Raw genomic sequence first — 14,981 nt, forward strand, 5'->3', positions numbered from 1 at the left:
GGCAGCGAATTCGATGGATCGGGAGCGAAAGAGGGAATTTTTGAGAAGTCACCGATTTAGGCCAATTCGTCGGTGATTTTGGGCTTGCGCAGCCCCGCAATGGGGTGCCAGCAGCCGTTTTCTGGGGATTTCGGAAGAAAGGGCGGCCATTCGCCGTGACACTGTTGACGAAAAAACAGCCATTTTGCGGCTGGTCGAGGAAAGTTATCCCCTGCCGTCACGCCAACAATTGCCCTGGATTATCACTGCCTATTTTTTAGGCGCACCCTTGACGGATTTGCTTTTACCGGTCGCTGGGAGCAGTGGAGCTTTCTTCACTTCTTCCAGTAATTGCCCACAGTCGGCCTTCTGGTCGCCGTCGATATTGATCAGCGGCAGGATCGCCGTCACCGGCGCCAGCAAGCCCAGCGCCAGCGCACCGCCGGCCCGCAGCGCCAGCACGGCCTTGTCCACACCCACGTCCGGGTTCTTGAAGCTGCCCTTGACGTAGAGCGGCGAGCGCAGCGAGATGATGCGCAAGCCCTTGCTGCGCGGATGCACATTCAGGTCCAGCAGTTCACGCTTCATGTCGATGCTGCCATCGACCACGATCAAGGCATCCTCGGTATCGAGCAGCAAGGTCTTCACTTGCATCACGCCGTCATGTACCGGCAGGTCGCCGGCCAGGCAATTGAGCTTGACCTCCTTGTCGCCGAACAGCTTGCTGATGACTACGTTGCCCACATTCAGGCCGGCGGCTTCCAACAGGAACTTGCTGATGGCGCCCTGGTTGACTAAAACCTTCACTTCGCCATTGGACGAGCCCAGCATCGCGGCGACCGAATTGCCGCTCGAGCTCAGGCGCGCATCGCCATTGATCTCGCCGAAGCTGGTGCGGGAGGCATCGAGCTGGGGATAGAGCTGCTGGATCTTCAGCTTGCGCGCAGAAAGCTTCATATCGGCCTTCATCCGGGCCGCCTGACCATCCAGGCGGATGGTGGAGGTCAGATTGCCACCAGCCACGCCAAAATTGAGCGGGTCCAGCGTCAGGACCTTGTCCTTCAAGATCAGATGCGCCTGCAAGTCGGTGATGGGCAGGCCCTGCTGCCGGATGATGCGCTTGCCGGTGAAGCGCACGTCGGCATCCAGCGCGCCCCAGGCTTCGGTGCTGAAGGTCTTGACCGGCAATATCTTGTCCACAGGCTGGCGCTCCTCGGCACCGCGTTGCGCCTTCTGGGCGTTGGAGTCGGCGCCGATCAGCGGCGCCAGGTCGTCAAAGCGCAACACGTTGGAGGTGAGCGCACCGGTCAATTGCGCGCGCATGCCCCCGGTCTGGTAATCCAGGCTGCCATTGAGGTCGCTGTCGCCGACCTTGCCGCTGAAGTCCTGGTAACGCCATTGACTGCCCCCGGCAGCGATCTTGCCGATCAGCCGACCCTCGGTCGCAAAGGGTGGCGTTTCCGGCAGCAGCACGCCGGTCAGCGGATAGAGGTTGCCCATGCTGGCGCCCGAGAGCGAGAGCCGCAGATCCAGCGCCGCCAGCTCGGCCGGCTTGGTCAGCGTGCCGCGCACGCCGATGCGGGTCTTGCCGACCTGCACCTGGGCTTGCAGGGGATAGGGTTGTTGCTGGTTCTGCAGCGACAACACCCCGCCCGCCTTGCCCTGGCCGCTGACCGGCGCACCGTTGAAGCTGCCGCGCAACGTCCAGCCCAGGCCATAGACTTTTTCGCGCTCCGGGTCGAGGGTGTCGATCTCGCCCTGCAGCTTGATCTTGTCCACAGCGTCATCCAAGGCCAGCTTGCCCTGGCGCAGGCTGATGCGGCCCAGTTGCAGTTGCCAGGTCGAGGGACCGGTGCTGTCGCTTCTGAAAGTCCAGTTGTTCACAGCCTCGCGGTTGCGCAAGAGCGAGACCGAAGGATCCTGCACCTCCAGCGAAGGCAGGGAAATCTGATGCACAAGCAAAGGCAGCGGATTGAGCGTGAAGGTAATTTGCTGCACCGTGGCCATTTGCCCGGACTGGGCGAAGGCCGGCGGATTGCCCAGGCGCAGATTCTCCGCTTGCAGCCGGGGCCAGGGAATCCAGCTTGCCCAGAAGCCCGATTCGGCTCCGCTTGAAGTCGGCTCGGGCCGTTGCCAATGCAGCGAGAGATTGCCGTCGATGGCGAAGTCGCGGCCGATGGCGGTGGAGACGCGCTGGTTGATCCAGGGCTTGGCCCGGTTCCAGTCGAAGCTGATGAGGAAGATGATCGCCGCGGCGATCAGGAGGATCAGGCTGGCCAGCAGCCAGAGGAAGATTTTGGTCAGGCGCGACATCGGTTCGGCGTCCCCGGTGAGGGTGATCAACATGCGCCGAGGCCGCCGCACGGCGCTCAGCGCTTCATGTTGATACGACCGAATTCGTCATGGGTTGTTGCAGACAAGTGCGCGCGCAACCACTTGTGGGCCGGGTTGCGGGCGTCACGTTCATGCCAGAGCATGTCCACGTGTTCTTCCGGCGTCTGGAAGGGCAGTTCCTTGACCACCAGCGATTCGGCCATGCCGGTAGCGGCCACCAGGTGGCGCGGCAGCACGGTGATGAGTTCCGAACTGGCGACGATGCGCCCGGCCGTGAAGAACTGGTTGACCGTCAGCAGGATCTTGCGCTCGCGGTTCATGCCCGCCAGCACATCGTCGATGACTGCGTGGGGTTTGCCCGACAGGCTCACCAGCAGGTGGTCGGCGTTGCAATAGCTGTCCAGCGTCAGCGGCTGGCCGGCCAGCGGGTGGTTCTTGTGCATCACGCAGACGTACTGGCCGGTGTAGAGCCGGGCATGACTGATCTGGGTCTTGGCCATGCCCTGGCCATCGGCCAGCTGCGCCGTCACCCCGGGAAAGAAGCCGACCGCCAGATCGATGTCACCGCGCAGCAGCATGGCGCGCGGGTCGCGGGTGGTCAGCGGCATCATGCGGATCTTGATGCGCGGCGCGTCGCGCATGATGGTGCGTACCAGCGATGGCAGCCACAGTGCCGCGGTGGCATCGACCATGGCCATGCGGAAGGTGTTCTGGGCACGCGAAATATCGAAGCTGTCCGGTGCGATCACCGCTTCCAGTTCCGACAGGGCGCGCCGCACCGTGGGCCACAGTTCCTCGGCGCGCGGGGTGGGCTTGACGCCGTGGGCGGTGCGGATCACCAGGTCATCATTGAGCGTGTCGCGCAGGCGACGTAGCGCATTGGAGACAGCCGGCTGGGTCATGGCCAGCAGGTTGGCCGCCCGGGTCAGGTTCTGCTCGGTCATGACGGCGTCGAAAACGCGCAACAAATTCAGGTCCAGGGTCAGAAAGCTCATAGGGCGGGCCTTTGCGGCTTGATCAAAGTCTCGGTAGGGGAAAAATGGCGCCCGTGATCTCGGGCAGAAATATTATTCACGGACAATATAACTGATATCCGAAACGGAAAGTGGTCAAACAACAGGCGCTTCACTACACTGCAATGCAACATAACACACAACGTCAAGGATCGAATCATGGCAACCATCGCACAAAGCACCAACAGCAGCTTCAAGAGCAAGATCGCAGCCGTGCTGCGCACGATCTTCGTCCACTTCGTCAAGGCCCATGAGCTGCAAGCCGTGGCACTGGTCGCCGCCGAACAGGATCGCGCCGCCGGTAGCCGCCAACTGAACCGCATGGCTGACAAGTTCGAAGCCACCCAGCCTAACCTGGCTGCTGAACTGCGCTTCATCGCTTCGCGCGGTTAATCGGAGTTTTTATAAGCTTCTTGCGAAGCTTTTTGCTTCACCCGTATTCAAGTTTTACCGCTTGCGCATGACTTCTGCGTGAGCTTGGCGTCAGGCCCGGAGCGGCTGGCGCGGTAGTGAAGGATTTCGGTTGTTCCCGGCGCGTACGGCGCTTATGTTGACGCTGATTCGATCAACGCGTCAGGACACCGATCCGTTGTCTCCTCCTCCCTCTTTAGGAAGGATTAACCCCGCAGGCTCTGCCTGTGGGTTTTTTTTTTCGTGCCTGCGGCGCAGCAAGTTTCTCATCAATCTGCATCAATCTGACCAGATATTCACAAGCGGTGGAAAAGATGTGAAGAAGGGGGCCGTGGCGTTGCAATTACACATCACCCATGGGCTGGGAAAGCGCGCTGACCGGTATCCCGCAATCTCACCCGATGAGGTAGAAAAGCCCTGCGCACAAGGGTTTGCTGCCGGATAGGCCATGCGGCGCCGGCCCGAACAGCTAACCAAACCTCTTATTCACAGAGTCTATAACTGATATGAGCACTCTAAAGTAGTCATACAGCGAGCGAACCATCATACTGCGACGCAACAACAGTGAAATTGAACGCCGCGCAACTGTGTCGCGGCCTGATTATCAGAGGTAGAAATATCATGTCCTTCCTGAACCTGGCCTTTCCCGCAGAAGCCGCCCTGCCCTTCGCGCAGTCCTTCATCGGTATGATGGCAGCCTATGTGCGCCCGGCCCTGGGTCTGGGAGCACTGGTGACCCTGGTGATGGTGTTCAAGCCGCTGATCCTGGGTGTGGCGCAAGCTGCGCTGCTGTTGGTCAAGCCCCGCAAGTCGCTGGAGCAACGCATCCTGGCGCACAAGTTCAGCGGCAAGATGATGTTGAACCGCATGGCCAACGAATACAGCATGACCCAACCGAATTTTGCCGCCGAACTGCGCAACATGGCCGCGCGCGACTGAATAAGTCCCCGCCTGATCGTCGTTCGAGGCCCAACGGCTTCTGGTCGTGTAGTTGAAGTTTTGTAGTACGTACTGTGTCTCCTCCTCCCTCTTTAGGAAGGATTAGCCCCGCCAGCGCAAGCTCGCGGGGCTTTTTTTATCCACTGTGCGCGGCCTGTCAGGCGGCAATCGTGATAACTTGTCCACCCGCCCATCACCACAGCCTTACCGCAAGACATCATGTGCCAGCTCCTCGGGATGAACTGCAACACCCCCACCGATATCGTCTTCAGCTTCACCGGCTTCGCCACCCGCGGCGGGCTGACCGATCATCACCGCGATGGCTGGGGCATCGCCTTCTTCGAGGGCTCCGGGGTGCGCACCTTCGTCGATCACCAGGCTGCGGTCGATTCGCCGGTGGCCGCGCTCATCAAGCGCTATCCGATCAAGTCGCAGCACGTCATCGCCCACATCCGCAAGGCCACCCAGGGCCGGGTGACGCTGGCCAACTGCCATCCTTTCGTGCGCGAGTTGTGGGGCCGGTATTGGGTATTTGCCCACAATGGTGACCTGAAAAACTTCACCCCCACGCTGGACGGGCCTTTCCGGCCGGTCGGTACTACCGATAGTGAACTTTCCTTCTGCTATATCCTGCAGGAGCTGCGCCGGCGCTTCGGCGATACCCTGCCCCTGCTGGCCGAGTTGCGTGCCGCGCTGCGCGAGATCGTCGACGGCATCGCCAGCCATGGCACCTTCAACATGCTGCTCTCGGATGGCTCGGCGCTCTATACCCATTGCTCCACCAACCTCTATTACATCGTCCGCCAGCATCCCTTCACCACCGCCAAGCTGTCCGATGAAGACCTCTCGGTGGATTTCTCCGAAGTCACTACCAGCCACGACCGGGTGGCCGTCATCGTCACCCAGCCGCTGACGGACAATGAAGTCTGGACGCAATACCAGCCAGGTGAAATGAAGGTCTTCGTGGACGGCGCCGTAGTCGACTGACACCGACCTGCCGGCGTGTCTTATCCACAGGCGAATTTTTCGCCAAGTTGAACCTGTCCACAGGGGAAAAAAGGGACAGGCCAGCGCCGCCTTTCGTGTTTTGCACAGGCTGTTACAAAAAAACCTGACCCTCCCGGCCAGCTTGTCTTTTCCCCAAGCCTCCTACTCTGTCCCCCTATCACCCGCCCGCGAAGCGCCTTCAGGGCTGCTAGTTTGAAGTCGCTGCTGCGCAGCCTGTGGATAGATGAGCTTATTGGGGCAAATATGCCGATTCGCCTGTGGATAACTTAGGTTTACCAGAGTAAAATGCGTCCCTCGTTTCGCGCCCGGACGACTTCGTCCAAGGCCCGTCCGCTGGACGCGGCAAGGGGCGCCGCAATCATCCGACAAGAAAGCTTCATGGAAAACTTCTGGCAAGCCTGCTCCCACAAACTCGAGCAGGAGTTGACGCCTCAGCAATACAGCGCCTGGATCAAGCCGCTGGTGCCGCTCGACTTCGAAGACGGGCTGCTGCGCATTGCCGCGCCCAATCGCTTCAAGCTGGACTGGGTCAAGACCCAGTTCGCCAACCGCATCACGGCGCTGGCCTGCGAGTATTGGGATGCGCCCACCGAAGTGCAGTTCGTGCTGGACCCGCGCGGCAACCAGGGCCGCCGCCCGGCCGCGGCCAATGCGCAAGCCAATGGCGGTGGCGCCAATGGCTTGGGCTTGCCCAACCACGAACAACTGCACCTGGATCCGGAACCGGCCCAGCCGGTGCGCGCGGTCGCCCCGCGCCAGGAACAGTCGCGCATCAACCCGGTGCTGACCTTCGACAACCTGGTCACCGGTAAGGCCAACCAGCTGGCGCGCGCCGCCGCCACCCAGGTGGCCAACAATCCCGGCACCTCGTATAACCCGCTGTTCCTGTATGGCGGCGTGGGTCTGGGTAAGACCCACATCATCCACGCCATCGGCAACCAGGTGCTTGTGGATAACCCGGGCGCCAAGATCCGCTACATCCACGCCGAGCAATACGTGCGCGACGTGGTCACGGCCTACCAGCGCAAGGGGTTTGACGACTTCAAGCGGTATTACCACTCGCTGGACCTGCTGCTGATCGACGATATCCAGTTCTTCGGCGGCAAGAGCCGTACCCAGGAAGAATTCTTCTATGCCTTCGAAGCCCTGATCGCGGCCAAGAAGCAGATCATCATCACCAGTGATACCTATCCCAAGGAAATCAGCGGCATGGATGACCGCCTGATCTCCCGTTTCGACTCCGGCCTGACGGTGGCTATCGAGCCGCCCGAGCTGGAGATGCGGGTGGCGATCCTGATGAAGAAGGCTTCCGCCGAAGACGTGGTGCTGTCCGACGATGTGGCCTTCTTCGTGGCCAAGCACCTGCGTTCCAACGTGCGCGAGCTGGAAGGCGCGCTACGCAAGATCCTGGCCTATTCGCGTTTCCACGGCAAGGACATCACCATCGACGTGGTCAAGGAAGCCCTGAAGGACTTGCTGTCGGTGCAGAACCGCCAAATCTCGGTGGAAAACATCCAGAAGACGGTGGCCGACTTCTTCAACATCAAGGTCGCCGACATGTATTCCAAGAAGCGCCCGGCCAACATCGCCCGCCCGCGCCAGATCGCCATGTACCTGGCCAAGGAACTGACCCAGAAGAGCCTGCCGGAAATCGGCGACCTCTTCGGTGGGCGCGACCACACCACGGTGCTGCACGCGGTGCGCAAGATCGCCGCCGACCGCGCCAAGAGCCCGGAATGCAACCACGAGCTGCACGTGCTGGAGCAAACCCTGAAGGGCTGAGTCGGCCTTCCAACGGCTGTATATGAACAAACTGACAATGCCGCCTGCGTCTTGCCGACCAGGCGGCATTTCTTTTATCCACAGGTCTGGCAGAGGTGAAGAAAAACGCCGCTGTGGATAACTTGAAAAGCGCCGCCTGCGGCGGCATATCGTAGTGATATCCGCCCGACAAAAGCCCTGGCTTTTTTGACCTGATTTCCCCTTCTCACCTCCATGGCGCTCTACTCCGAAGAGGGGATGATTGGTACAATGGAAGACGTTATTTCGCAGGCGGACGCAAGGGCCGACCACGGAGCAGGAAATCCGCGAAGTATCAAGGAAACTTCGAATAAATACCCGGCAAGATCCGGCAAAAGTATTCAAATGTTCTAAACGTGTAGCCAAGTGGTTCTGGCAGCCCGGCTTTGTCAGGCGCAGGTGGACAATGTCAGGTCGCTGTATCACCAGCTTTTCGGGAACGGGTTCTTAACCGGTGTGGCCACCGGTCATGCACATGCAGGAGCGTTGCGTATTTCAGGCAGGTTGCAGTGCAAGCAGCTGTTTTTCACCAGAGGAGGAACACGCGCGACATGGGCAAGACCAAAGGCCGACCGACGGCGCCCTTTAAACCACTATTAGCAAGGACAAACTGACTATGCAATTGGTTAAAACCCAAAGAGACACGCTCCTGCGTCCTCTGCAGATCGTGAGTGGTATTGTCGAGCGTCGGCACACATTGCCGATTCTGGCCAATATTCTCATTCGCAAGGACGGCGAGAAAGTGTCTTTCCTGTCTACCGACATCGAAGTGCAGATCACCACGCACGCCGACGTCGGCTCCGGCAGTGAAGCGACCGCCACCACGGTGGCCGCCCGCAAGCTGCTCGACATCCTGCGCGCCCTGCCGGATTCCGGTGAAGTCTCCATTTCGCTGTCCAACAAGCGTCTGACCGTGCAATCGGGCAAGTCCCGCTTCGCCCTGCAGACGCTGGCCGCCGAAGAATTCCCGACCGTCGCCCAGGCCGAGCACTACAACGCCCAGGTCAACCTGCCGCAGAAGACCTTGAAGCACCTCTTCAACATGGTCCATTTCGCCATGGCCCAGCAGGATATCCGTTACTACCTGAACGGCCTGTTGCTGGTGGTGGAAGGCAAGAACGTCATCGCAGTGGCCACCGACGGCCACCGCCTGGCCTTCTGCCAGGTCGAGACCGAAGAGGATTTCCCGCGCCAGGAAGTCATCATCCCGCGCAAGACCATCATCGAGCTGCAACGCCTGCTCGACGACAGCGATGAAGAAGTCCAGCTGCAGATCGCCAACAACCAGGTCAAGCTGACCTTTGCCGACATCGAGCTGATCTCCAAGCTGGTCGAAGGCAAGTTCCCCGACTACACCCGCGTGGTGCCCAAGGGCTACAAGAACAGCTTCACCATCAGCCGCGACCAACTGCTGCGCTCGCTGCAACGCGCGGCCATCATGACCAGCGACAAGTTCAAGGGCGTGCGCTGGGTGATCGCTCCCGGCAGCCTCAAGATCAGCTCCACCAACGCCGACCAGGAAGAAGCGGTCGAAGAACTGGAAATCGACTACGGCGGCGACACCGTGGACATCGGTTTCAACGTCAGCTACCTGCTGGACGTCCTCAACAACCTCAAGAACGACTACGTCAACATCGCCCTGGGCGATGCCAACTCGTCGGCCCTGATCACCATCCCGGACAACGCCGACTTCAAGTACGTCGTCATGCCGATGCGGATCTGAGCAGCACCGCTCCACGCGCCCGAGGGGCCGTCCCAGACGGCCCCTCGGTTGCTTTTAAGAATTCCAAAGATTCGTCCCGCGAATTCCGTTTTTTGCCGTTCCCTAGTCGTTTGGCTAGCATTTTCAGAAGGTAACCATGTCCTCCAGCCCCGCAGACAACACCAATTCCGCGCAACAAAGCTATGGCGCTTCTTCCATCCAGATCCTGGAAGGCCTGGAGGCGGTGCGCAAGCGTCCCGGCATGTACATTGGCGACACCTCTGATGGCACCGGCCTGCACCACCTGGTGTTCGAAGTGCTGGACAACTCCATCGACGAAGCCCTGGCCGGCTATTGCAGCGAGATCCACGTCACCATCCACGCCGACAACTCCATCTCGATTACCGACAACGGCCGCGGCATCCCCACGGGCCTGAAGATGGACGACAAGCACGAACCCAAGCGTTCGGCCGCCGAAATCGTGATGACCGAACTGCACGCCGGCGGCAAGTTCGACCAGAACTCCTACAAGGTCTCCGGCGGCCTGCACGGCGTGGGCGTGTCTTGCGTGAACGCACTGTCGAAGAAACTGAAGCTGACCATCCGCCGCGACGGCAAGGTGCACGCCATGGAATTCGCCAAGGGCATCGTGCAGAACCGCGAGCTGGAAATGGTCGATGGCGTGCAGGTCTCCCCCATCAAGGTGGTGGGCGAATCCGACAAGCGCGGCACCGAAGTCCACTTCTGGGCCGACGAAGAAATCTTCACCCACGTCGAATTCCACTACGAGATCCTGGCCAAGCGCATCCGCGAATTGTCCTTCCTCAACAATGGCGTTCATATCAAGCTCTCCGACCAGCGTACCGGCAAGGAAGAAGACTTCGCCTTCGAAGGCGGCACGCGCGGTTTCGTCGAATACATCAACAAGAACAAGAGCATCCTCAACCCCACCATCTTCCAGGCCACCGGCGAGAAGCAATCCGACCAGGGCACGCTGGTGTCGGTGGACGTGTCGATGCAATGGAACGACGCCTTCAACGAGCAGGTGCTGTGCTTCACCAACAACATCCCGCAGCGTGACGGCGGCACCCACCTGACCGGCCTGCGTGCCGCGATGACCCGCGTCATCAACAAGTACATCGAAGAAAACGATCTCGCCAAGAAGGCCAAGGTCGAGATCTCCGGCGACGACATGCGCGAAGGCCTGACCTGCGTGCTGTCGGTGAAGGTGCCGGAACCGAAGTTCAGCTCGCAGACCAAGGACAAGCTGGTTTCCAGCGAAGTGCGCGGCCCGGTGGAAGAAATCGTCGCCAAGACCCTGACCGACTTCCTGGCCGAAAAACCCAACGATGCCAAGATCATCTGCGGCAAGATCGTCGAAGCCGCCCGCGCCCGCGAAGCCGCCCGCAAGGCGCGCGAACTGACGCGCCGCAAGGGGGTGATGGATGGCTTGGGTTTGTCCTCCAAGCTGGCCGACTGCCAGGAACGCGACCCGGCCCTGTGTGAGCTCTACATCGTCGAGGGTGACTCCGCAGGCGGCTCGGCCAAGCAAGGCCGCGACCGCAAGTTCCAGGCCATCCTGCCGCTGCGCGGCAAGGTCTTGAACGTGGAGAAGGCGCGCTTCGAAAAGATGCTGTCTTCCGAACAAATCACGACCTTGATTGCCACGCTTGGCACCAGCATCGGCGCTGACGAATTCAACCCGGACAAGCTGCGCTATCACCGCATCATCATCATGACCGACGCGGACGTCGACGGCGCCCACATCCGCACCCTGCTGCTGACGCTCTTCTATCGCCAGATGCCGGCGCTGGTCGAACGCGGCCACATCTACATCGCCCAGCCGCCGCTCTACAAGGTCAAGGCCGGCAAGGATGAGCGCTACCTGAAGGACGACTTCGAGGAAGCGCAATACATGATGCAGATTGCGCTTAACGATGCCGAGATCAAGCCGGCTGAAGACGCAGCGCCGATCAGCGGCGAAGCGCTGGTGGAACTGGCACGCCAGTACAACACCGCCAACGCCATCATCATGCGCCTGTCGCGCGCCATCGATGAATCTGCATTGAATGCCATCATGACCGGTGGCGTGGTGCTGAAGCTGGCGAACATCGAAGAGGCCACCGCGACTGCGGAAGAACTGAAGAAGGCCATCAACGACATCAACATCGACGTGCAGGCGCGCGTGGATGAGCACAGCGAGAAGGTGGCGCTGCATATCCATCGCCGCCAGCATGGCAACATCAAGGCCACCGTGATCGATGCGGATTTCGTGAGTGGTCCGGATTACTTGCAGCTCTCGAATGCCGCTGAGACCTTCAAGGGGCTCATCGGCAAGGGCGCCATCGTGGCGCGTGGCCAGGGTGAGAAGCGCAAGGAATCGGTCATTACCGAATTCCGCCAGGCCATGGCTTGGTTGCGTGATGAGGCCGAGCGTGGCGTGAACAAGCAGCGCTATAAAGGTCTGGGCGAGATGAATCCTGAGCAGCTGTGGGAAACCACCATGGATCCGACGGTGCGCCGTTTGTTGAAGGTGCAGATCGAGGATGCGATTGCTGCGGATCAGATCTTCATGACGCTGATGGGGGATGATGTGGAGCCGCGTCGGGCGTTTATTGAATCTAATGCGTTGCAGGCGGGGAATATTGACGTTTGATGCTGCTTGTAGATAGCCGCATATTGTGAGAAAAACGCCCTCATAAATTGAGAAATTTATGAGGGCGTTTTTTTGATAGAGAATTCTTATGCAAACATGTATTGTGCTCTGCAGAGCATTGAATTATTAGTGAGTTTCACGATGCCGTTCCGCTCTACATCCCTTTGGAGGGCATGGCCGGAGTGCCGAACGATGACATATGGCCAAAACTGTGCATATGCTTTCCGGGCGCATCGATGTTTAACCGCTCTTCGGACTACCCTCTAATCGACTGACTTGGTAGGCGGCACGGCCCAAAAAATACAAGACGTTCTTGTCGATTCGTTCGCCCAACAAGAGGATTTCGTTCTTCCTCTTTTCCAGTGTTTCAAGGTATTTCTTTTCTTTGTCCTCATGACCATTAAGGCGCCATACGAAAGAGCTATGCCGGAACAAGGCCAGTAAATTTTCAATCTCACCATGCTCCTCAAAGTAATCCCACAGTGCCAAGTGTGCGCTCGTAAAGAGTGCCCCAAAGCGTTCACCATAGAAATAATGGTACGCCGCCATAAGTCGCTTTAAATCTTCTTGCTCAATAGTCCCAGTTTGTAAATAGCTGAACCTAGCCAGCTTGGTGACAGCACGATAAGCGTTGTACGTATCGTTCGCGGCAGTAGCGCTTTCGTAAACAGTTCGCAACGCTTTGATAGAATTCGGGTCCTCATGGCTCACTACTCGACTAAGTGTGAGATTGTTCGCGACCGTACTATGTCCTTTTAGTCGGGACTGCTTCTCCAACAAAAGCAGTTGAGGTGCATTTTCTTTGGCATCCGTCATTTCTAAGATGATTGAGCGTGCCTGCGTCGCATCTGCTGACTTAGGTGCCATTTTTATAATGGCCTTCGCCACTTCCATGGCGTCCTCGCTTCCCATCCTTTGTAGGCAAAGGGCCTTGTTGATTAACAACGTGCGTCGCGTATCTTGCAATTCCTCTGTCTCGAGCAATTCCTCGATTAGCGGCATTGCACGGTCATAGTCTCCAGTCATTCGTAACCCACGAGCCAGTTTCAACTTGAGAGCACGTCTCTCCGCTGTGAATTTCTCAGGAATAAGCGAAAGCATCTCCAAGGCGACCGATTCAACTCGTCGATATTGATTTGCCGAGAAAAGCGCATTGCAATAAGCGACGCATAGCTGTAACACAGATGTGACCACCGTTGGCCGGGTGCGTAAGCTCGCGTCGCCCAACAATCGCAAGAGCAGCGAATGAGGATTTCCCGACTGACCGTTCGCCTCTTTTTTAACAATTTGGGCGATTTTCGTTGCGTTAATTTTTCCTCCATTCCATGACGAGCCAAAGTACATATTCGCTGCGAGCGTCACCAACTTACTGATGTGAGCGGCGCTCATCCTAGACAACACGTACTCTCGCACCTGCGGTGGAATAAGCATCAGCTTCTGCGTCGGTGCGGGGATGCCATTTTGAGAGATAAGGTCGCTGACATTTTTCGTTTCGAGTAAGTCCAGTTCGTATAGATGCCGAGCGTGGTCCGAGAAAATGGGGCGAACAGGGTCAAGATGCTTTAATTCGGTGGTCGATTCGCCATACGGCAGTAACGCAAGAATCTGTAAAAGCAGATATGCTCGCTCTGATAATGGGTTCTTCCCGCTTTCTAACTCTGCGATTGTCTTAACTAACGCTACGGATACCCCCGTAACGACCACGCCACCTCTGCCTGACGATAGTTCGGGAGGGTCAATATCTTCGATATTTACGACCTGCAGTTCTCTAATCAATTGGTCGGCACGCGCGATAAGTCCTTCAGTTTTTCGGAAGACCTGGGAAACGAAGTGCCCTGTAATAGGCTCTGAAATCGCGCTGCGTTGTGCCTCCAAATAAAGGCGCATATCGGGCTCGTCCAGAAGTCCCAATTTGGTCGACCAAATCTCGGTATTCTTTGGCAGGCTCCAGCTGGCAACGAAGATGATGGTCTGCGGAAGATAGCTTTTAGCAATTTCTAAGAAATACTTAACATCCTCTTCGATGTGAGTATCGGAGCCATCACCCAAGCTTGTAGGTGCCTCATCAAAGAGCAACACTGAGGGGCCGCCGTTCACAAGTGCACGGCAATAGTCAGTGAATGAGCATCCCATTTTGCTGGCGAACGCGTCCAGAAATGAATTCCTATCTTCGTATTCGCTCAAGTCAATTCGATAGACTGGCTCTGATTCGCGATTTAACCGCTTTAGTACGGACCAAATGAACCCTTCTCGACCGACACCCCAGTCCGCGCCAAGCCAGGCGATTCGGTCTTTATTTAAGGCGGCCACGCACTCTGTCTGTTCGGCCGCACGTATCTCCACGTGATGTAGAGCGCGAGTCAAGCGCATCCGGCTATTCGCCAGTACCGTCATCCCTTTCGAGCTTTCGACGCCGGTCGTCAAATCCGCGGTTTGAATTACGCTCTCGGTCGGCGTATTTAAGTGACTACTATGCCTCCCGAGCTCAAGGACAAGATACTCTTCTCCAGGTATCAAGTCGAAGTTATGATTTGGTGCTATTCGGTCGCCATTGAGCCGTTCCATCCTGAACCTCGGCCACATCTTCCATTTAGCATCGTCGTCGTCGACAGTTATACGATTAAAGGAATAGCCGTGAACGCGCTCATGCTGCACATTTCCTTCTGACCAATGCTCCAGACCAAATAGTGACGATGCCTGAATCGAACGCTGTTGAGGGCTTCCGTTCAACGAGTAGGTATAAGACATCGCAGAATGCATGTGCCCATAAAGGTGAGCGACAAAGCGGCCAGGTTTGTAGATGTCTTTGCTGAAGTTGTCACGCGACGAGGCATGAAGCCAATCAGTAGGGTGATGCGTGACGAGGAAATTGAAGTCATTCCTCTCGCACCAAGTCGGTGGGTCGAAATCTGTGATTGCAGCCAACTGTTTGGGGCTGACTAGAAGCTTTCCAGCGTAGTCAGCACCTGTTAGTTGAATGAACGAAGAGTTCAAACCGACTAGGCCGATTTTGAGACCATTCACATCGACGACGCTAGCGCAGTCACCCGGCAATAGGCCTTGCTGCCCTCTAGCGACTGGAATCGTCAGTCCAGAGTACCATTTGGTGAAATTGGCGAAGCTGCCCTGAAGACGTCTG

Annotated in this window: 9 protein-coding genes; 6 read left to right on the forward strand and 3 right to left on the reverse strand. The window is 58.0% G+C overall.

All coding sequences use genetic code 11. The annotated features are described in order from the left end of the window. Positions 1 to 249: 249 nt before the first annotated feature. Together I5W_RS17445 and I5W_RS17450 are read right to left on the reverse strand one after the other, a co-directional pair. On the reverse strand, positions 250 to 2,325 hold the full coding sequence (locus tag I5W_RS17445) for an AsmA family protein (protein ID WP_044530167.1): 2,076 nt from the start codon (positions 2,323 to 2,325) through the stop codon (positions 250 to 252). A gap of 23 nt (positions 2,326 to 2,348) precedes the next feature. Further along, positions 2,349 to 3,308 carry a LysR family transcriptional regulator gene (locus tag I5W_RS17450; RefSeq protein WP_017452730.1) on the reverse strand — a complete coding sequence of 320 codons (960 nt, stop codon included), beginning with the start codon at positions 3,306 to 3,308 and terminating at the stop codon, positions 2,349 to 2,351. Positions 3,309 to 3,485: 177 nt separating this feature from the next. On the opposite strand from I5W_RS17450, the gene I5W_RS17455 reads away from it, so the two are divergent. From I5W_RS17455 to gyrB, 6 genes are all read left to right on the forward strand, one after another. After that, on the forward strand, positions 3,486 to 3,719 hold the full coding sequence (locus tag I5W_RS17455; RefSeq protein ID WP_017452729.1) for a hypothetical protein: 234 nt from the start codon (positions 3,486 to 3,488) through the stop codon (positions 3,717 to 3,719). A 639-nt stretch (positions 3,720 to 4,358) separates the two neighbouring features. Then, complete coding sequence (locus I5W_RS17460; RefSeq protein ID WP_044530168.1) at positions 4,359 to 4,676, forward strand: hypothetical protein; 318 nt, start codon at positions 4,359 to 4,361, stop codon at positions 4,674 to 4,676. A gap of 219 nt (positions 4,677 to 4,895) precedes the next feature. Next, complete coding sequence (locus I5W_RS17465) at positions 4,896 to 5,663, forward strand: class II glutamine amidotransferase (RefSeq protein ID WP_044530169.1); 768 nt, start codon at positions 4,896 to 4,898, stop codon at positions 5,661 to 5,663. 399 nt (positions 5,664 to 6,062) lie between these two features. Beyond that, the gene (gene dnaA / locus I5W_RS17470) at positions 6,063 to 7,466 is read left to right on the forward strand and encodes a chromosomal replication initiator protein DnaA (RefSeq protein ID WP_044530170.1); all 1,404 of its coding nucleotides are present in this window, start codon (positions 6,063 to 6,065) and stop codon (positions 7,464 to 7,466) included. 634 nt (positions 7,467 to 8,100) lie between these two features. After that, positions 8,101 to 9,207 (forward strand): DNA polymerase III subunit beta, encoded by a 1,107-nt coding sequence (dnaN, locus tag I5W_RS17475; protein WP_013232087.1) that lies wholly within the window; start codon positions 8,101 to 8,103, stop codon positions 9,205 to 9,207. Positions 9,208 to 9,343: 136 nt separating this feature from the next. Then, a complete protein-coding gene (gene gyrB / locus I5W_RS17480; RefSeq protein WP_044530171.1) occupies positions 9,344 to 11,842 on the forward strand; it encodes a DNA topoisomerase (ATP-hydrolyzing) subunit B in 2,499 nt (832 codons plus the stop codon). A gap of 240 nt (positions 11,843 to 12,082) precedes the next feature. Here the strand turns inward: gyrB and I5W_RS32125 are convergent. Continuing rightward, the coding region (locus I5W_RS32125) for a hypothetical protein (RefSeq protein WP_159106129.1) at positions 12,083 to 14,981 on the reverse strand (2,899 nt) is incomplete at its 5' end.

The organism is Herbaspirillum sp. B65, from assembly GCF_000333555.1.
Taxonomy (GTDB): domain Bacteria; phylum Pseudomonadota; class Gammaproteobacteria; order Burkholderiales; family Burkholderiaceae_D; genus Herbaspirillum; species Herbaspirillum rubrisubalbicans.

Bases quoted from the DNA above. Each gene is read 5' to 3' on its own strand.
- I5W_RS17465 (WP_044530169.1), top strand. From the start codon at position 4,896: ATGTGCCAGCTCCTCGGGATGAACTGCAACACCCCCACCGATATCGTC.
- I5W_RS17460 (WP_044530168.1), top strand. From the start codon at position 4,359: ATGTCCTTCCTGAACCTGGCCTTTCCCGCAGAAGCCGCCCTGCCCTTC.
- I5W_RS17445 (WP_044530167.1), bottom strand. From the start codon at position 2,325: ATGTTGATCACCCTCACCGGGGACGCCGAACCGATGTCGCGCCTGACC.
- I5W_RS17455 (WP_017452729.1), top strand. From the start codon at position 3,486: ATGGCAACCATCGCACAAAGCACCAACAGCAGCTTCAAGAGCAAGATC.
- dnaN (WP_013232087.1), top strand. From the start codon at position 8,101: ATGCAATTGGTTAAAACCCAAAGAGACACGCTCCTGCGTCCTCTGCAG.
- dnaA (WP_044530170.1), top strand. From the start codon at position 6,063: ATGGAAAACTTCTGGCAAGCCTGCTCCCACAAACTCGAGCAGGAGTTG.
- I5W_RS17450 (WP_017452730.1), bottom strand. From the start codon at position 3,308: ATGAGCTTTCTGACCCTGGACCTGAATTTGTTGCGCGTTTTCGACGCC.
- gyrB (WP_044530171.1), top strand. From the start codon at position 9,344: ATGTCCTCCAGCCCCGCAGACAACACCAATTCCGCGCAACAAAGCTAT.